At 69.1% G+C, this 18429-nt stretch carries 18 protein-coding genes and 1 riboswitch; of the genes, 8 read left to right on the top strand and 10 right to left on the bottom strand.

All coding sequences use genetic code 11. The annotated features are described in order from the left end of the window. Positions 1–213: 213 nt before the first annotated feature. The 4 genes from FFS72_RS04945 to FFS72_RS04930 form a co-directional block, all read right to left on the bottom strand. Positions 214–1860: a GMC family oxidoreductase N-terminal domain-containing protein gene (locus tag FFS72_RS04945; protein WP_137872899.1), complete on the bottom strand. Its 1647-nt coding sequence runs from the start codon at positions 1858–1860 to the stop codon at positions 214–216. Positions 1861–2260: 400 nt separating this feature from the next. Then, positions 2261–3511 carry a phosphoribosylamine--glycine ligase gene (purD, locus tag FFS72_RS04940; RefSeq protein ID WP_137872898.1) on the bottom strand — a complete coding sequence of 417 codons (1251 nt, stop codon included), beginning with the start codon at positions 3509–3511 and terminating at the stop codon, positions 2261–2263. Between the two features lie 10 nt (positions 3512–3521). Next, the gene (locus tag FFS72_RS04935; protein WP_137872897.1) at positions 3522–5636 is read right to left on the bottom strand and encodes a glycosyltransferase family 39 protein; all 2115 of its coding nucleotides are present in this window, start codon (positions 5634–5636) and stop codon (positions 3522–3524) included. Further along, positions 5633–6889 carry a bifunctional glycosyltransferase family 2/GtrA family protein gene (locus FFS72_RS04930; RefSeq protein WP_137872896.1) on the bottom strand — a complete coding sequence of 419 codons (1257 nt, stop codon included), beginning with the start codon at positions 6887–6889 and terminating at the stop codon, positions 5633–5635. Before FFS72_RS04930 ends, FFS72_RS04935 begins: the two co-directional genes overlap by 4 nt. A 103-nt stretch (positions 6890–6992) precedes the next feature. Here FFS72_RS04930 and FFS72_RS04925 point away from each other — a divergent pair, with 103 nt between their 5' ends. Genes FFS72_RS04925 through FFS72_RS04915 form a run of 3 tightly spaced genes read left to right on the top strand, consistent with a single transcriptional unit; the run spans position 6993 to position 9030 of the window. After that, positions 6993–8063 carry a DNA polymerase III subunit beta family protein gene (locus tag FFS72_RS04925; RefSeq protein WP_212744319.1) on the top strand — a complete coding sequence of 357 codons (1071 nt, stop codon included), beginning with the start codon at positions 6993–6995 and terminating at the stop codon, positions 8061–8063. Continuing rightward, positions 8060–8551 carry a hypothetical protein gene (locus tag FFS72_RS04920; protein ID WP_137872895.1) on the top strand — a complete coding sequence of 164 codons (492 nt, stop codon included), beginning with the start codon at positions 8060–8062 and terminating at the stop codon, positions 8549–8551. Before FFS72_RS04925 ends, FFS72_RS04920 begins: the two co-directional genes overlap by 4 nt. Positions 8552–8592: 41 nt before the next feature. Beyond that, entirely contained in the window at positions 8593–9030 is a 438-nt protein-coding gene (locus tag FFS72_RS04915) for a MarR family winged helix-turn-helix transcriptional regulator (protein WP_137872894.1), read from the top strand. Here the strand turns inward: FFS72_RS04915 and FFS72_RS04910 are convergent. Next, positions 9027–9926, bottom strand: a complete 900-nt coding sequence (locus tag FFS72_RS04910) for a VOC family protein (protein WP_137872893.1) — start codon at positions 9924–9926, stop codon at positions 9027–9029. The two genes, FFS72_RS04915 and FFS72_RS04910, sit on opposite strands and share 4 nt — an antisense overlap. A 136-nt stretch (positions 9927–10062) precedes the next feature. Here FFS72_RS04910 and FFS72_RS04905 point away from each other — a divergent pair, with 136 nt between their 5' ends. Together FFS72_RS04905 and FFS72_RS04900 are read left to right on the top strand one after the other, a co-directional pair. After that, positions 10063–10488 carry an HIT family protein gene (locus FFS72_RS04905; protein ID WP_137872892.1) on the top strand — a complete coding sequence of 142 codons (426 nt, stop codon included), beginning with the start codon at positions 10063–10065 and terminating at the stop codon, positions 10486–10488. 88 nt (positions 10489–10576) lie between these two features. Then, on the top strand, positions 10577–11731 hold the full coding sequence (locus FFS72_RS04900; protein ID WP_283235403.1) for an oxidoreductase: 1155 nt from the start codon (positions 10577–10579) through the stop codon (positions 11729–11731). 57 nt (positions 11732–11788) lie between these two features. On the opposite strand, the gene FFS72_RS04895 is transcribed toward FFS72_RS04900, so the two are convergent. After that, the gene (locus FFS72_RS04895; protein ID WP_249353127.1) at positions 11789–12700 is read right to left on the bottom strand and encodes a poly(ethylene terephthalate) hydrolase family protein; all 912 of its coding nucleotides are present in this window, start codon (positions 12698–12700) and stop codon (positions 11789–11791) included. 104 nt (positions 12701–12804) lie between these two features. On the opposite strand from FFS72_RS04895, the gene FFS72_RS04890 reads away from it, so the two are divergent. Continuing rightward, complete coding sequence (locus tag FFS72_RS04890) at positions 12805–13572, top strand: DMP19 family protein (RefSeq protein ID WP_137872891.1); 768 nt, start codon at positions 12805–12807, stop codon at positions 13570–13572. On the opposite strand, the gene FFS72_RS04885 is transcribed toward FFS72_RS04890, so the two are convergent. Together FFS72_RS04885 and FFS72_RS04880 are read right to left on the bottom strand one after the other, a co-directional pair. Next, positions 13547–14941 carry a sensor histidine kinase gene (locus tag FFS72_RS04885; protein ID WP_502704078.1) on the bottom strand — a complete coding sequence of 465 codons (1395 nt, stop codon included), beginning with the start codon at positions 14939–14941 and terminating at the stop codon, positions 13547–13549. The two genes, FFS72_RS04890 and FFS72_RS04885, sit on opposite strands and share 26 nt — an antisense overlap. A gap of 4 nt (positions 14942–14945) precedes the next feature. Beyond that, positions 14946–15650, bottom strand: coding sequence for a response regulator transcription factor (locus FFS72_RS04880; protein WP_171018564.1), 705 nt, complete (start codon positions 15648–15650; stop codon positions 14946–14948). Positions 15651–15766: 116 nt separating this feature from the next. Further along, positions 15767–15832: riboswitch (guanidine-III (ykkC-III) riboswitch) on the top strand. A 13-nt stretch (positions 15833–15845) separates the two neighbouring features. On the opposite strand from FFS72_RS04880, the gene FFS72_RS04875 reads away from it, so the two are divergent. Then, positions 15846–16160, top strand: a complete 315-nt coding sequence (locus FFS72_RS04875) for a DMT family transporter (RefSeq protein ID WP_137872890.1) — start codon at positions 15846–15848, stop codon at positions 16158–16160. Positions 16161–16205: 45 nt separating this feature from the next. Beyond that, positions 16206–17015, top strand: coding sequence for an ABC transporter (locus FFS72_RS04870; protein ID WP_137872889.1), 810 nt, complete (start codon positions 16206–16208; stop codon positions 17013–17015). Between the two features lie 26 nt (positions 17016–17041). On the opposite strand, the gene FFS72_RS04865 is transcribed toward FFS72_RS04870, so the two are convergent. Both FFS72_RS04865 and FFS72_RS04860 read right to left on the bottom strand, forming a co-directional pair. Next, on the bottom strand, positions 17042–17758 hold the full coding sequence (locus tag FFS72_RS04865; RefSeq protein WP_137872888.1) for a dienelactone hydrolase family protein: 717 nt from the start codon (positions 17756–17758) through the stop codon (positions 17042–17044). Between the two features lie 45 nt (positions 17759–17803). Further along, a complete protein-coding gene (locus FFS72_RS04860) occupies positions 17804–18220 on the bottom strand; it encodes a tail fiber domain-containing protein (RefSeq protein WP_137872887.1) in 417 nt (138 codons plus the stop codon). Positions 18221–18429 lie beyond the last annotated feature (209 nt).

Here is an 18429-nt window from a genome sequence, read left to right as displayed (position 1 = left end):
TCACCCGAAACTGCCGAGTAGTTTCGATATTGGGTGCGATTGATCGCCATAGTTCGAAAACCGCTGTTTTCCAATCGGGTTCAGCTGTAAGGTCCTTGTCCCGCTGCGAATCTGCGCGCACGGCGGCGCGGGCGGCAGAACGAAGTTCGGCGAACTTGCTTGCGACAGGTCCGCCGAACTTCTTTCACCGCAGTCGATTACCGGGGACTTCGGTCACATGTCGGAGCCGATGATGTTCGCGATGTTGCGCTCGGCGAGCGCGGTGATCGTCACGAACGGGTTTACGCCCGTGTTGCCCGGGACCAGCGCACCGTCCATCACGTACAGGCCCTGGTAGCCGTTGAGGCGGCCGTGGTTGTCGGTGGCCTTGTTCAGGATGCAACCGCCGAGGGGGTGGTAGGTGAACTCGTCGCCCCAGGTCTTGGTCACCCCGAACAGGTCGGTCCGGTAGATGGTGCCTTCCTTCTTGTTGATCTTGTCGAAGACACCCTTCGTCATCGCGATGCCCTTCGCGTTCTGCGCGACGGTCCAGGACAGGTCGACCTTGCCGGTGCCCGAGTTGAACGAGAAGCGGGCGCGTTCCGGGTTCTTCGTGATGGCCAGGTAGAGGCTGACGTAGGTCTCGAGACCCGCTGGCAGCGGGGCGATCTCCGCGAAAATCGGCGCGGCCGGATCCGACCAGTTGTCGATGCCCATCGTCGGGATGGTGGCCTGATTCTTGCCGGTCGCGTCCCACATGTGGTTCGCGCGGCCGACCATGATGTTGCCGTTGTTGCCCCAGCCCTCACCGACCTCCGACGACAGGTTCGGCAGGTGACCCTGCGCCTTCATCGCGACGAGCAGCTTGCTGGTACCGACGCTGCCCGCGGCGAAGAACACCTTGTCGGCGCCGATGGTCTTGGTTGCGATGACGTTGCCGGTCTCGTCGATCTGTTCCATCGTGACGTCGTAGCCTGCACCCGCGGGCACGACCTTGGTGACGCGGTGCAGGGTGGTGATGGTGAGCTTGCCGGTGGCCGCGGCCTGCGCGAGGTAGGTCTTGTCGAGGGACCTCTTACCCGCGTGGTTGCCGTAGATCACCTCGCCTGCGAGTGAGGACTTGGGGACCTGCCCCGCTGCCTCCTTCTTCATGTACTCGAAGTCGTAGACGTTCGGAACGAAAGTCGTTGCGAACCCGGAACGCTGGGCGGTCTTACGGCCGGTACGCGCGAACTGGTACCACGGCGTCGACTCGAACCAGGCCTGGTCGATGTTGTTGACACCCAGAGTGGTGTTGGCGCGCGGGAAGAAGGTGTTGTACATCTCGTTGGCGTCGACCGAGGGCAGGATCTCCTCGAACCAGGCCCGCTTCGGAGTGACGGCCATGCCGCCGTTGACGAGCGAGCCGCCGCCGACACCGCGACCCTGATAGACCTTGATGCCGGCGAACTTCTCGGCGTCGAGGATGCCGACGTACTTCTCGATGTTCTTGTTGATGCCGAAGCCCATGAAGTTGCTGACCGGCTGTTCCGTCCGGGTGGCCAGCCAGGTCGAGCGCTTGTCGGGGCTGAGCATCCCCGAGAAGATCTTGCCGTCGGCGCCGGGGGTGTCCCAACTGCGACCCATCTCGACGATGTGGGCGGGGATTCCGGCCTGCGTGAGGCGGAGTGCGGTGACCGCGCCGCCGTATCCCGCTCCGATGACCAGTGCGGGAACGCGGTCACCGTTGTTCAGTGCGCGGCGGGGCGAGGCTGCAGCGCTGACCCACGACGAGGAGAGGGCAACGGCACCGGCCGCCAAACCCGTTGTCGCCAGAAACCTTCGACGATTCAGGCGCGCCGAGGAGAGGGCGCTACTGGGGGATGTCCGGAACTCGCTCAACGGAACCTCTTTCGGTCACACGCGGGATGGTCGGATTGGTTATACCGAACCCGCCGAGACCGATCACCCGAAACTGCCGAGTAATATCGATACTGGGTGAAATCTATATTGGTGATTCGAAAACTGCTGCTTCGCAGGCGGGTTCGGAGATAGGGTCCTTCTCCCCGACGCGCGGGCCACCGAGGCGCCGCGCGTGGCACCGGGTCGGACGCGCCTGAACACCACCCGGGTGCGCCACGCACCGCACCATCCACGACCGGAGTCAGTTACGAACGCCGCCTACGCGAACACAGGGAGATCACCCTCCGAGCGCATCGCCCGCTAACCGAACAGCACTGCGCCCGTGAGTCTTTCCGGTCCTCCTGCGGACCACGACGGCTCACGGGCGCGATACGCACACTCAGATGCTGATGCGACCCTCTTCGGCAGCGAGGCCGATGTCGGTGCGGAAGTGCCCGCCCGGGAGCTTCACGGCGTCGAGCTTGGCGTACGCGTCGGCGCGGGCACCGGCCAGGTCCGGACCCGTCCCGACGACGCTGAGCACGCGGCCGCCCGCGGACACGACGGCGCCGTCCTCGATCGCCGTACCCGCGTGCAGGACACCGTCAGCGTCGGCCCCGACGATCTTGTCGCCGGTGCGGGGCGCTGCGGGGTAGTTCTCGGCGGCGAGGACGACCGTCACCGCGGCACCGTCGCGCCACTGCAGCGGCGGAAGCGACGCGAGCGTGCCCGTCGCCGTGGCGTTGAGCGCCGCGCCGAGCGGCGACTCGAGCAGCGCCAGCACGGCCTGCGTCTCGGGGTCACCGAATCGGCAGTTGAACTCGACGACGGCGGGGCCGTCCTTCCCCATCGCCAGGCCCGCGTACAGCAGTCCGGAGAAGCCACTGCCCCGCTTGACCATCTCCGCGGCGACGGGCTCCACGACGTCCCGGACGATCGTGGTGACCGCATCGGCGGGCAGCCACGGCAGCGGCGTGTACGCCCCCATGCCGCCGGTGTTCGGACCGGTGTCGCCGTCGCCGACGCGCTTGTGATCCTGCGCGGGCAGCAGCGGCACCACCGTCTCGCCGTCGACGAGGCAGAACAGCGAGACCTCGGGGCCGTCGAGGAAGGACTCGAGGAGCACCGGGTGCCCGTGATCGAGGATCGCGGCGGCGTGGGCGCGGGCCTCGGCCCGGTCCGTCGTGACGACGACACCCTTGCCCGCCGCGAGACCGTCGTCCTTCACGACCCAGTTCGGGCCGAACCGGTCGATGGCCTCGTCCAGCTTGGCCGGGTTGTCGACGACCTCGCTGTGCGCGGTCCGCACACCCGCCGCGGCCATGACGTCCTTCGCGAAGGCCTTGGAGCCCTCGATCCGGGCGGCGTCTGCGGACGGCCCGAAGCAGGCGATGCCAGCGGCGCGCAGCGCGTCCGCGACACCCGCAACCAGCGGAACCTCGGGGCCGACGACAACGAGATCGGCCTCGACCTTCGTCGCCAGCGCCACGACGGCGTCGCCGGACGCGGCGTCCACCGGGTGCTGTTCCGCGAGCTTCGCAGTTCCCGCGTTACCGGGTGCCGCGAAGAGCGCGGTCACCCCCGGGTCGCGAGAGAGGGCGAGAAGAAGGGCATGTTCACGGGCTCCGGAGCCGACGACGAGTACGCGCACGGGTCTCAGACTACGTTCCGGCCTGGTCGGTCGGCGCGGTCAGGTCGTACAGGGTGACCCCGTCGACGGTGACGGGCGTGAAGTTCTCCGTCACCCACTGCGAGATCTCCGACGCGGTTCCACTGCCACCCATGCGGCCGCCCATGCCGCCGCCTGCGATGAAGTAGTGGATCTCGCCGTCCGCGACGTACTGCTGGAACCGGGCGAGCGTCGGCGACGGATCGCTGCCGTTGAACCCGCCGATCGGCATGACCGACCGTTCGGTTGCGAGCTGGTAGCCGGAGGCACTGTTGGACCCGACTGCCGCGGCCACCCACGTGTACCCGTCGGCGTCGTCCGTCAGGAGCGCGGTCAGCTCGGCACTCGGGGTGCTGCCGTTGAGGAGGCCACCCGCACCGCCTGCCATCCCGCCGTCGGGCATCGCACCGACCTCGGTGCCGCCCGGAAGCATGCCGTTCGGGAGCTGGCCCATGTTCGGGAGCCGGCCCATGCCACCCTGCGCCCGACCCGTGTCGCCAGGAGGCCGCATGCCGCCCGGCATCGGGGGCATGCCGTTCCCGGCGGCGCCGTCACGCTGCCCGAAGCCGCGGCCGTCACCGGGTCCGCCGCGACCGCCGAAGCCCATACCGCCCGTGTTCGGTCCCGCCGAGACGATGGAGCCGGTGTGCGGGGTGGCGATGGTGTCGATGGCGTAGGCGGTGGGACCGGCCAGTCCCGCGAGGACGGCGGCGATCGCGGTGACCGAGGCGAGCCGTCCCGTCAGTCGGGGCAGCAGCATCGCGACCGCGGCGACCCCGCCGACGACGAGGATCACCCAGCGCAGCCACTGCACGAAGTCGGGGCTCCGGCCGAGCAGTTCCCACGACCACACGGCGGTGCCGAGCATGGTGACGGCGGACGTCGCCCGCACCCACCAGAGGTCGCGGCGGCGCCAGGCGGTGACGGCACCCGCACCGACCAGCGCAGCGATCATCGGAGCGAGGGCGACGGTGTAGTACGAGTGGAAGATGCCCGCCATGAAGCTGAACACCAGCCCGGTGACCAGCAGCCAGGTACCGAAGAGCACGAAGGTTGCCCGTTCGCCGTCCGTGCGGGCAACCCTGCCGCGCAGCATGATTCCGAGGACGCCGAGGATCAGGGCGGCCGGGAGCAGCCAGGCGATCTGGCCGCCCTGCGAGGCGTCGAACATGCGGCCGATGCCGGTCTCGCCCCACATGCCGCCACCGGGCATACCGCCGCCGGCCATGTCGGCGCCGCCACCACCGGGGGTGACACTTCCGGTCTCGTTGCCGTTGAGGCGACCGAGCCCGTTGTAGCCGAGGGTCAGTTCCAGGATCGAATTGTTCTGCGAACCACCGATCCACGGCCGCGAGTCCGCGGGCCACAGCTCGACCGCGAGCAGCCACCAGCCGGCCGAGACGACCATCGCGGCGAGCGCGGCGAACAGTTGCGCGATGCGTTTTCCGAGCTTCGGCGGGCCGAACAGCAGGTACGTCAGCGCGAGCGGCGGTACCACGAGCATCACCTGCAGCTGCTTGGTCAGGAAGCCGAATCCGACGAACACGCCGGTCAGCACGAGCCAGCGGGTGCGTCCGTCCTCGATCGCGCGAAGCAGTGCCCACGCGGCGGCGAGCATCAACAGCACCAGGAGCGCGTCGGGGTTGTTGAACCGGAACATCAGCGCGGCAACGGGAGTCACCGCCAGCACCAGCCCGGCGAGCAAGCCGGCGGACGCGCCGAACCAGCGCCGCACCGTCGCCCACAGCAGGGCGACGGACCCGACACCCATCAGCACCTGCGGCACCAGGATCGCCCACGAGTTCAGACCGAACGCCCGGACCGACAGTGCCATCACCCACAGCGACGCGGGCGGCTTGTCCACGGTGATCGAGTTCGCGGCATCGGAGGAACCGAAGAAGAACGCCTTCCACGACTCCGAACCAGCCTGCACCGCTGCGGAATAGAACGAGTTGGCCCAGCCGGACGAACCGAGGTTCCACAGATACGCGACGGCGGTGCCGATCAGCAGCGCGGCCAGCGCCCACGGCTCCCACCGCGGACGCTGCAACGGTTGCGGTGCGTCGGGGACCACGGGGTCGTGGTCGAGGACGGGGGTGGTGGTCACTGGTCTGCTCCCTGGGTCTGGACGGTCGACTGGCGGGCGGTGTGATGCCGGAACACCCACCGCAGGGCGACGAAACGGCTGACGGTGGCAACGAGATTCGCGACGACGAGTACCGCGAGCTCGACGTGCCGCGAGGCGTCGGGCACCCACCGGTGCAGGACGAACAGCGAGCCGCTGGTGAGCAGCAGCCCGAACCCGAACACCGCGAGGCCCTGCGCCTGATGTCGCGCGGCATTCGCCGACCCGCGCACCCCGAACGTGAACGCCCGGTTCGCGGTGGTGTTGAGAACGGCCGTGATCAGCAGGGCCGTGAAGTTCGCGGCCTGCGCACCGAGCAGCGAATGCAGCAACAGGTACAGCACGATGTACGCGACGGTCGACGCGACGCCGACGACCGCGAACCGCACCAACTGACCGACCATCCCGTGCGGAACACCCTGGACGAGTGGTTCGCGGCCGAGGCTGGTGCGTAACGCGGCGATGGGAAGGCGGCCGGTGGCCAGCGCCCGACCGACCCGCACGACGCCCTTGAGGTCGGCGACCGCGGTGGCGACGATGTCGACGGTGCTGTCGGGGTCGTCGACCCAGTCGACGGGTACCTCGTGGATGCGCAGTCCGACGCGTTCGGCGAGCACCAGCAGCTCTGTGTCGAAGAACCAGCCGGTGTCCTCGACGAGCGGCAGCAGTTCCCGAGCGACGTCGGTGCGCATCGCCTTGAACCCGCACTGGGCGTCGGAGAACCGCGCGCGCAGCGCACCGCGCAGGATCAGGTTGTAGCAGCGGGAGATGACCTCCCGTTTGGGGCCGCGGACCACCCGCGACGACCGCGCGAGCCGCGACCCGATCGCGACGTCGGAGTGCCCGGACACCAGCGGCGCCACCAGCGGCAACAGTGCGCCGAGGTCCGTCGACAGGTCGACGTCCATGTACGCGACGACCTCCGCGTCGGACGCGCTCCACACGGTGCGCAGCGCGCGGCCGCGGCCCTTCTCGTCGAGGTGGACGACGCGCACGTCGTCGAACTCGGCGGCGAGCAGGTTCGCGACGGCGAGGGTGCCGTCGGTGCTGGCGTTGTCGGCGACGGTGATGCGACTCGGGTACGGGATGTTGTCGGCAAGGTGCCGGTGCAGTCGTCGCACGCAGCGTTCGAGGTCGCGTTCCTCGTTGTACACGGGGACGACGACGTCGAGGGTCACCGTCCGCAACGGGACGGTGACCGCATCGGCATCGTGGCGAGCCAGGGACTTCGTCATGGATGTGACTGTCGCTGCGGAACCTGGAGCGTCCCTCCGCCCGGACTGCGAGTTTCCTGTGAGCGCTTGACCTTCGACCTTGTCGAGACCGGATCATGAGCGGGTGCCCCCAACAGACGACCTGATGACCATCGGCGTGTTCGCCCGCTCGACCGGCATCACACAGAGCGCGCTGCGCTTCTACGCGGACTCCGGTGTGCTCGTCCCTGCCGACGTCGACGAGGCGACGGGCTACCGGTACTACTCCCCCGCGCAGCTCGACCGGGCGGTGACGATCCGGAGACTCCGCGAGATCGACATGCCGCTGGATCGGGTCGTCGAGGTCCTGGCGGCGGGATCCGATCGGGCGTCCGCGCTGATCGACGAGCACGTGGACGAGCTCGCGACCCGGGTCGGGCAGGCCCGCGCGACCGCCGCCGCCGTCCGCGTCGCGCTCGGCCGTTCGGGCGTATCGGTCCCGGTCGCGACGGTCCGGGGTCCTGCGTTCGCGGCGGCCGTCGAGCAGGTGCTGGCGGCGACCGCCCACGACTCCGAGCATCCGGTGCTGACCGGCGTCCACGTCGAGTCGTCCGAGGACGGTCTCGTGCTGACGGCGACCGACCGCTATCGGCTCTCGACGCGGACCGTGGCGCTGGATCGGCCCGGTGCCGCGTGGGTGGGAACCGTCGACGGCGACGACCTGCGTCTGGCGTTGGCCTGGATGCGGCGCCGGCCGGTCGTCGATCTGCGTGCGGACGCGCACTCCCTCGTAGCCGACGGTGGTGAGGCCGGGACGCGCGCCTGCCGACTGTTGCCCGAACCCTTCCCCGACCACCGTGCGGTCTTCGACGCGCTCGCCCCGGTCCGCACGCGCGCCGTGGTGCCACGAAATTTGTTGGTGGAAGCCATGTCCAGGCTCGACGGCGAACGCGTCGTCCTCGCAGTCTCCGAAGGTGCCCTCACGGTGTCCGGACCCGGATCGGACCCGGTCCACCTCTCGGCGTCCGTGCAAGGTGACGCCGTCACGCTCGCATTCGAGGTGACCACCCTGCACCCCGCGATCACCACCACCGCGGGCCCCGACGTGATGCTCGACGTCGCCGCCCCCGACCAACCCGTCGTCGTCCGGTCCGCCGACGACGGCGACCTGACCACCCTCGCCATGCCCGTCCGATACGAAGGAGAAGACGTATGACCGACACGACGATGGACGCGATCATCGAGGCCGTCACCGCGGGAAGGCAGGGTGACGCCGACGCCGCCCGCACGCGACTGCTCGCACTCTGGGACGAGATCACCCCGACAGGCGACGCGCTGCACCGCTGCACCCTCGCCCACTACCTGGCCGACCTGTACTCCGACGCCGCGCAGGCGCTGATGTGGGACGTCCGCGCCCTCGACGCCGCTGCCGCGCTCACCGACGCTCGCGCCCAGGACCATCACGCCTCCCTGCAGGTCGCCGGCTTCTACCCGTCGCTGCACCTGAACATCGCCGACAACCTGCGCCGTCTCGGATCGTTCGATGCGGCCCGCGACCACGTCGAGGCCGGGCGCGCCCGCGTCGACGTCCTGCCCGACGACGAGTACGGCGCGATGCTGCGTCGCGCTCTGGTGGAGGTCGGGGACGCGGTGCAGCAGAGGTCCACCGCGATCCGCCCGACGGCGCCCAGCGCGGCGGGCTGAGCAGCGGGAACGGCCGCTGCGACGCGCCCTATGCTGTGGACATGGATTCGCCCGTCAGCGCCCCGCGACTCTCGGACAGACCTGGCTACCAGTTGGTCAAGGCGGCCATGAAGGTGCGGCAGCAGTACGCGGAAACCCTTGCGGGACTCGGACTGCTGCCGAACCATCACGCAATCCTGAGCATTCTCAACGAACTGGGACCGTGCCATCAGAAGGAGTTGGCGCACCGGGTCGTCGTCGACCCCGGCGACATCGTCGCGTACCTCGACGGCCTCCAGAAGCCGGGGCTCGTTTCTCGCGAGCGAGATCCCGAGGACCGTCGGCGGCAGATCGTGACCATCACCCCGGCAGGCCTCCGCAGGCTCCGTGACGCGGACGCGGCCCTGGACGAGCTCGAGCAATCGGTGTTCGGGGTGCTCGCCGCGCGCGACCGCGTCACGTTGGCGAAGCTGTCGAGTCGCCTCGCGGAATCCCTCTAGACCGGTCTGACGATGCCCGGTCGGCGCGACCGCGCGGCCGCCGACAACCTGTGACCCCACGAACTGGGATTCTCGTAGGTCCGCGCGATCCAGCTCAGGTCGTCCACGGTGAGTCCGCCGTGGCCGTACTCGATCTGCAACCCCGACGGGCTTCCGATGTACACCGAGGTCATCAGGTCGTTGGTGTGCCGCCCGAGCGACTGCATGATCTCGACGCCGTGAACGTCGAGCAGGTCGATGAGCCGTCCGAGGTCGTCCATGTACTCGACCTCGAGCATCAGGTGGTTGAAGCCGGTGTGCCCCGGCAGTTCCGACAGCGCGAGGGAGTGGTGCCTCCCGTTCACGTGATAGAAGCGAACACCGAAGTGCTTGTTGGTGATGCGATCCGACAGCCGAAAGTCGAGTAGGTCCACGTAGAACTCGTTGGCGGCGTCGATGTCGGGAACCTGCAGGACGATGTGTCCGAGCCCCTGATCGCCGGTGACGAACCCACCCCTCATCGGCCGACCGGGCGTGAAGGACATCGGGTCGGCGCACTTCCCCCAGGCCAGTTCGTGACGAATTCCCCACGGGTCCTCGAACCACACCAGATCGGCCACCTCCCGTTCCTCTCTCAGATCCGCGTCGCCCTGATGGATCTCGACACCGCGCGAGCCGAGCCGGTCGGCGAACCGTCCGAGGTCGGTCTCGTTGGCCATCCCCCAACCCACGTAGCGCAGTTCGTCCTGATCCGACGGATGGATCGAGATGCGGTGCCGGATGTCGTCGACGGCGAGGCGGATCGCGCCGTCCGGCCCGTCCGGTGCGGCCATGCAACCCAGGAGAGACGTCCCGTAGGTACGCCAGTCGTCGGCTCGCGGCGACCCGATTCCGACGTACGACAGTTCTTGAATCATGGTGTGAGCCCTTCGATCAGAGACGAGTTCGGATGCCCCCACCACTAATACTGGATAAACCAATCATTGGCAATCCCAATCATTTGATGGGTCGTCGCCGTGCCCGTGCCGCACTCGTCGGCGCATAATCGCAGCCATGGCATCCGTGTTCAGCATGATCATCGCCGGCGACCTGCCGGGCCGCTTCGTCTGGGAGGACGACGACGTCGTCGCCTTCCTGACCATCAACCCGATCACCAAGGGGCACACCCTGGTGGTCCCGCGCACCGAGATCGACCAGTGGCAGGACCTCGACGGCGAGGTGTTCGCGAAGGTCTCGAAGGTCGCGCAGATCGTCGGTCAGGCCGTCCGGAAGGGCTTCGACGCGCCCCGCGCCGGTCTGCTGATCGCCGGACTCGAGGTCCCGCACCTGCACCTGCACGTGTTCCCCGCGTACAGCCTCGGCGACTTCAACATCTCCGGTGCCGACCCCAGCCCGTCGCCGGAATCCCTCGACGAGGCGCAGGCCACCATCAAGGCCGCGCTCCGTGACCTCGGCCACGGCGCCCACGTCCCCGACTGATTTCACGGTCCCGGCGAGCGGGATCGGGCGGGCAGGCGGGCGGGGGTTCCCGGTTGATTGGAACACCCCGCCCGTCCCCTGAGGAGTTGTGACCGCCGCCGTGACCGCCACCGATTCCCCGCTCCACCGTCCCCTGCGTGTTCGCGGACTGGAGCTGCCCAACCGGATCGTGATGACCCCGATGACCCGGACTGCCTCACCGGGCGGAGTCCCGACGGACGCGGTCGCGCAGTACTACCGCCGACGCGCTGCGGGCGGCACGGGGTTGATCGTCACCGAGGGCGTCGGCATCGACCTGCCGAGCGCGATGGACCACCCGGACGTGCCGAACCTGCACGATCCGGCCGCGCGCGACGGCTGGCGGCGCGTGGCCGACGCCGTGCACGAGGCGGGTGGACGCATCGCGCCGCAGCTGTGGCACGTCGGTCCGCTGTTCGGTGCGATGCGCCGCGTCGACGATGTCGCACCGATGCGGCCGTCGGGCCTGTGGGGCGAGCCTGGCGTGACGTCGTACCCGCAGGAGTACGTCGAACGCTCCGCCACACCGACGGCGGCGATGACCGAATCCGACATCGACTGCGTCATCGAGTCGTTCGCCGACGCCGCGCGCACCGCAGTCGACCTCGGGTTCGACGCGGTCGCGATCCACGGCGGCCACGGCTACCTGCTCGATGCGTTCCTGTGGTCGTCGACCAACCGTCGTGACGACGCGTGGGGCGGAGACCTGCTGCGCCGCACCGCGTTCCCTGCGGCCGTGGTCCGCGCCGTCCGCGAGGCGATCGGCGACGACATGCCGATCCTGTACCGCTTCTCGCAGCACAAGCAGCAGAACTACACCGGCCGCATCGCGGACACCCCGGAGGAGTTGGGCGTGATCCTGAACGCGCTGGTCGACGCGGGTGTCGACGTACTCGACGCGAGTTCACGCCGTTTCGACGCCCCGGCGTTCGAGGGCAGCGACCTGTCGCTGGCCGGCTGGGCGAAGCGCACCACCGGAGCGATCGCGATGGCGGTCGGCAGCGTCGGTCTCGGCGCCTCCCTCCGGGACGGCAGGCTGGCCGGCCCGACGGTGGAGTCCGTGGACAACGTCGCCGAGCTCGAACGACGCATGGCTGCAGAAGAATTCGATCTCGCAGGAATCGGCCGCCTGCACCTGGCCGATCCCCGGATCGCCGAGACGCTGCGGGAGCGTCGCCCCCTACCCGAGTTCGACCGTCGTAGGCACGAGGCCGTCCTCACGTAGGCAGCTCCGTCCCGCAAAGCGGGAGGCGCCCCCGGCATGTGCGCCGGAGGCGCCTGCTCACCAACCCTTGACGGCAGTCCCGTCCCACCGCGGATCGGTCGGAAGTTCAGGTGCCGGACCGACGAAAGCGCGTGCGGCGTCGGCGTCGTCGGTGAGGGTGAAGCGCAGCCACGCCGTGAGGTACCCGCGGAACCCACCCCCGTCGGCCGGCCAGTTGTGGCCGACACCCAGCAGGCGGCCGCGGGCCGCCGGGCCGGGGCTCACGGCCTGATAGGCGGCCTGCGGAATCGCCGTCGACACCGGATCGTCGGACCCGGTCAGATAGAACACGGGACCCGTCAGCCGAGCCACGTCGATCTTGTCGACGGGTCGAGTCGCCCACCAGGGGTCGGGGAGGTCGAGCACGGCGGTGGAGGTGATGAGTCCGTCGGAGTTGGTGCTGGCGTTGATCGATCCCCCCGCCCCCTGCGAATGCCCGACCGCGGCGACGTGCGCGACGTCGATGCGATCGTGAAAGACGCTCTCCGGGTTGTCGTTCTCTGCCAGGACGTAGCGCGCTGCCGCCAGGATCTCCGTCCCGTCACCGGTGACGCTGCTGTCGGCAACCACGACGACGAAGCCCCAGGAGGCCAGGTGCCGCAGGAGGGCCTCGTACTGCTCGAACGTCGCGTAGCTCCCGTTCCCGAAGGTCACCACCGGATGACGGTCGGGGCTGGTGGCGATGTCTGCGGGGTGGAACAGCTGGTATCCGGGCACCGCAACGGATGTGACCGCATGGGGGCCGGTCGCGGCATAGCGCTCGCTGACCGGTTGCCGGTCCGGAGCAGCGGGTGCCGCGGGACCAGCCGCAGGAACGGAGGCGAGGGCAGAGGGCGAGAACCCGGCCGCGATCGGCATCGCGATCATCGCGGCGAGGATCAGGGTCCGGGCGCGTCGGGTCGAGGGCAGCGGGGGTCGTCGCAACGTCACCCGCCCACCTTATCCAGCGTCGGCTACGGAGGATTCGGGCTCGGCCGTTCACATTGCGAGAGTCGACGATCGATGCGGCCGAGGACCGCGGCTAGAGTCCTGCCGTGACCGAGGACCGATCCGACGCCGGCGCGGCGTACCGCATCACCGGCGTCGCTCTCACCGACACCACGATCGTGCTGACTCTCGCCGACGGACACACGGTCACCGAGCCGCTCCAGGGCCATGTTCGACTGGAGAAGGCGACGGCCGAAGAGCGGGAGCGGTGGCAGCCGACCGAGCACGGGCACGGCGTGAACTGGCCGCAACTGCGGGAACCGACCGCGGACGGGATGGTGAACGTCTGGGGCATCCTGCAGGATCGCCTCTACGCAGAGGCACTGAACCAACTCCAAGACGCGGACTGGGACATCGACGCGATCTCGCCACACGACCGCGACCTCGTCGCGCTGTGGCGGGCGGAAGCCGACGTCAACAACGGCGGGTTCCTTCAATTTCTCGGAAACTGGGGCGTCGACAATCACCGGACCGCGGTGGCCGCGCTCGACACGATCGGGGCGACCGCGACCGCCGACATCCTGCGGGCGATGTTCACACTCGTCGCGCCGTACCTCACCGCCGGGATCGAGTCCTTCTCGGACATCTACGCCCTCCTCACCGACCCGGACACGGATCGGCTCGAGGAGCTGGACGAATCCTTCTGGAAGTACCCCGACCCGCTCTCCCGCCTCGTCGTGGAACACCACCACGGACACCGGGCTGCCTCCGGTTCGGCTGACGTGGTCGGGCGGGAGTCGAATACGAGAGCGGTGCGTGAGGTGGAGCCGTCAGAGCTGCCGACGGCATCTATGCGCGGGGCAGCAGGACCCTGAACACCGCTCCCCCGCCCTCGGGCGACTCGACGTTCACCGTGCCGCCGTGCGCCGCGACCAGGGCCGCGACGATCGACAGGCCGAGGCCACTGCCGCCGGACCGACGCGTCCGGGACGAATCCGCGCGATAGAAGCGTTCGAACACGCGCTCGCGCGCCTCGGCGCCCAGACCGGGGCCGGTGTCGGCCACCTCGAGCAGCGCGTCGTCGCCGACCGTCCCGACCCGCACGGTCACGGTGGCATCGGCGGGCGTGTGGACGAGGGCGTTCGTGACCAGGTTGGTCAGCACCTGACGCAGCCGGGCGTCGTCGCCGAGCACCTCGGGGCGCCCCGGACCGTCGACGACGTCCAACGAGATCGACCGGTCCGGCGCCACGGCTCGGGCGTCGTGGACCGCGTCGGCCGCGACGGTCAGCAGATCGACTGGCGCCTTCTCCAGCGGGCGTTGCGCATCCAGCCGCGCCAGCATCAACAGATCCTCGACGAGCAGGCCCATGCGCGACGCCTCCGACTCGATCCGGGCCATCGCCTGATCGGTGTCGGTGACCGCGCCCTGCCGGTACAGCTCGGCGAAGCCGCGGATCGTCGTCAGCGGGGTGCGCAGTTCGTGGCTCGCGTCGGCGACGAAACGCCGCATCCTCTCCTCGGATCGCCGCGCCGACTCCTCGGACGCCTCGGTCGCCGCAAACGCCGCCTGGATCTGTTCGAGCATGCCGTTGAGCGCGACCGTCAGTCGCCCGACCTCGGTGCGATCCTCCCGGACCGGAATGCGTTGATGCAGGCGACCTTCCGCGATCGCCGCGGCAGTCTCCTCGACTTCCACCAGCGGTTTCAGGCTGCGCCGGACGACGAAGTAGCCGACAACGCCGAGGGCGAGCAGCACCACGACCCCGATACCGATCTGCAGCCCGATGAGCCGCTCGACGGTCGCGTCGACGTCGCCGAGCCGCACGGCGACGGTGACGGTGCCGTCCGACGTCGTGGTGGTCAATGCGCGCCAGTGCTTGTCGGGGTCACCTACGGACCCGACCGTCACCGGCGCCCCCACCGGAACCTCCGACAGATCCGGCGCGACGGCGTGGTCGTTTATCTCACGTGGCACTTCGCCCGGGATTTCGCTGCGGACGTAGAACTGACTCGGCGGACGCGAGGGCCCCAGCTCCGACGTCGGCGGCGGCGGCAGGGGATGTATGCGGGGCTTCGCCCATGTGTGTGACGCGTCCTCGAGCGAGCTGTCGATGCGCGAGATCAACGAGTTCGTCATCGCCGACGTCACCGCGACCCCGGACGCCAGCAGGCCGAGCGCCGTCAGCACCAGCAGCACCGCGACCAGGGTGACGCGCAGCGGCGCCCGATGCAGCTGCCGCACCCCGCTACCTCGGCTCGCGCATGACGTAGCCGACGCCGCGCAGGGTGTGGATCAGCCGCGGCTCGGTGGTGTCGACCTTGCGTCGCAGGTACGACACGTAGGACTCGACGACGCCGACCTCGCCGCCGAAGTCGTAGTGCCAGACGTGGTCGAGGATGCGTGGTTTGCTCAGCACCACACCGGCATTGACCATGAAGTACCGCAGCAGGGTGAACTCGGTCGGCGACAGGGACACCTGCTCCCCTGCCTTCCACACCTCGTGGGTGTCGTCGTCGAGTTCGATATCGGCGAAGGTGATCCGGGACGGCTCGATCTCGTTGCCGGACTTGGAGACTCGACGCAGGATGACCCGCAGTCGCGCAACCACCTCCTCGAGGCTGAACGGTTTGGTCACGTAGTCGTCGGCTCCGAGCGTCAGCCCCGACACCTTGTCCTCGACGGAGTCCTTGGCGGTGAGGAACAGGACGGGTGCGTCGATTCCGTCGGCGCGCAGTCGACGCAGCAGGCCGAAGCCGTCCATGCCGGGCATCATCACGTCGAGGATGAGTGCGTCCGGGCGGAACACCTTCGCCTTGTCGAGACCCTCGGCGCCGGTGGCGGCCGTGTCGACGTCGAACCCCTGGAACCGCAGGCTCACCGAGAGCAGTTCGACGATGTTCGGTTCGTCGTCGACGATCAGGATCTTGGCGTCGGTCTTCGTCCCAGTCACCTCGCCATCATCACCCCGTTCGCTGGCGGGATGCTGACCGAAGACTGCGAGTTTCCTGTGAACGGCCGGTCAGATCGCTCACACCTGGACCCGACGCGCAGTGAGCCGTTGCTACGGTGGAGGCGTCAACGACGACATCCGGACGAGCGCACCGTACCCGGCCAGCGACAAGACGGTGCCTAGGAGAGTCTCGTCATGGCATGGATCGTTCTCGTCATCTCCGGCGTCCTCGAAGCCGTCTGGGCCACCGCCCTCGGCAAGTCCGACGGGTTCAGCCGCCTCGCCCCCACCGTGGTCTTCGGGATCACGATCGTCGCGAGCATGGCAGGCCTCGCCTATGCGATGCGCACCCTTCCCGTCGGCACCGCCTACGCGGTCTGGGTGGGTATCGGCGCCTCGCTGACCGTCGGCTACGCGATGGTGACCGGCAGCGAGTCCGCCTCGGTCGTGAAAATCCTGCTGATCCTGGGGATCGTCGGATGCGTGGTCGGACTCAAGGCACTGCACTGACGCCGAACACCAAGGTGTCCGTCCGCGCCGGGTTACAGTAAATCCATGAACCTGGTGGCGATGGTCACACTGCCGGCACGGCTCGGGCTGGCGATCACCGACTCCGCCCTCGGCGTGGTCGAAACGGCACTCGGCGCGACCCGGGTCGTCATCACCGCGTCGACCACCGCCGGCCCGGGCGCACTCGGCGGCGTCGGCTCCGCGAACACCTCCGGACCGCTCAAGCTGCTCCAGCAGGTCGCCGAGCTGGCATCCGACCAGCGTCCGCTGGGGCAGGCGATGCGGCCGGGGGGTCCCGTCGACCGCCTCCTCGAACCCGGTGGCGTCGTCGACCGCCTCACCGCACCCGGCGGCACGCTCGAACGACTCATCGAGCCCGGCGGACCGCTCGAACGCGTCCTCGCTCCCGGCGGACCCGTCGAACGCCTCCTCGACGAGGACGGGCCCGTCGAGCGACTGCTCGCCCCAGGCGGACTGCTCGACCGCCTCACCGCCGAGGACGGGCCGCTCGAACGCCTCACCGCGACCGCGGGACCACTCGAAACTCTCACCAAAGAGGGCGGGATCATCGACCGCGCCATCGAGGAGGGCGGCGTCCTCGAGACGCTTCTCGCCAAGGACGGCCCGCTCGAACGGATCATCGCGGAGAACGGTCCCCTCGACCAGATCGTGTCGCTGTCCGAGACGCTCACCTCGCTGGCCCCGAACCTCGAGCAGCTCGGTGACAGCGTCGAACTGCTCCGCGAGACCGTCGGCGTCCTCAGCGCCGCCGTCGGCCCCCTCGGCGAACTCGCGGGCAGGCTGCCCGGTCGGTGGCTCAAGGGCGGCAAGCCCAACGGCACCGAACTGCACTGAACCGCATCGCGCTGGACCGGACCTCGCTAGGCGGACGGCGGCAGGTCCTGCAGGTGCTCGTCGAAGAACGCGTACACCCGGCGCCACGCATCGCGCGACTGCTCCTCCCCGTAGTGCAATCCGACGATTCGCAGCAGCGGTGTCGCGGGACCGGCGGGCAGGTGGTTGACGAAGCTGTGCCCGACACCGGAGTACGTCTCGACGTCGTGCGCGACGCCCTGCCGCTCCAGCTCAGCGGTAAGTTTCTTGCCCGCACCGGGCAGGATCGGGTCGCGAGCACCGAAACTGGCGACGATCGGGCACGCACCGGACAGCGCCTCGTCCAGATGCCTCGGCAATACACCGTAGAACGGGGCGGACGCGTCGAAACCCATGGGCGACAAAGCCAATGCGAAGCCGCCTCCCATGCAGAAGCCAACCACCGCCACCGCGCCGGAGCATTCGGGGAGCGCCCGAAGGTGGTCACGCGCGGCGAGCAGATCCGACACCGCGCGCCCACGACGCGCGAACAGGTCCCGGAAGACCCCGGTCAGGCAGCGCGCCGTGCCGCCGCGTGAGTACAGGTCCGGCGCCAACGCCAGATAGCCGTGGTCCGCGATGTCCCGGGTGATCCCACGAATGTCGGCGCTGAGGCCGAGGGCGTCGTGCACGACGACCACGCCGGGATGCGGGCCGTCACCGTCGGGGCGTTCGAGCACCCCGTCGATGGGTCCGTCCGGGGTGTCCACGGTGAGTTCGGGCATACGCTGGCCTCCCACATGCGCTGATGTGGCGCCAGAATAGACCGCTCACTCCGAGTCGGCCGGGTGTGACTCGTCCGCCGGGTCCGCCCGCTCGCGCAACCGGTCGAGCTCGCCCTCGACTTCGACGAGCCGGCGATACAGGGCCTGCACGCTCGCCATGCACACGCCGTTCGCGTCGACCTGCGCGATGCTGCGGTTCGACGACCCCAACCCGAACGTCGCAGCGAAGTCCTGCGCCATCGGCCCGAGGTGCCGGACCGATTCGTGGTCGAACCGGTATGTCCACACGCTCAGCGGCAACGCGGCGAGGCGTTCGAGCACATCGTTCGCGCTGTCGGGGACAACGGCCGCGGTGCCGACACCGCGGCGACGGGTCACATGGGACCGGACCCATTCGATCGGGTGGTGACGTGACAGTTCCCGGCCGTCCTCTCGACCGGGAACGGTGGACGATCCTGTCATGCGAAGTCAGGGCCGCAGGGGCCGAACGTGATGCTTCGATCCGGCATCACTGATCAGAATGCCTACGCCCGCACCGAGTAGTCCGATTCCGACGCCAACCGCGGCGCCGGCGAGACCGATCACGAGTCCGAGCATGATTCCTCCAAGGCTCTCGTCGAGTCGATTGTCGGGGCACCCTGTCTCGTGGGGCCGCCCCCACGTGTGAACAC

The organism is Rhodococcus sp. Q (assembly GCF_005503035.1).
In the GTDB taxonomy this organism is placed as follows: domain Bacteria; phylum Actinomycetota; class Actinomycetes; order Mycobacteriales; family Mycobacteriaceae; genus Rhodococcus_G.
The sequence above is the reverse complement of the archived record's forward strand: the minus strand, read 5'-3'. Positions and strand labels throughout refer to the sequence as shown.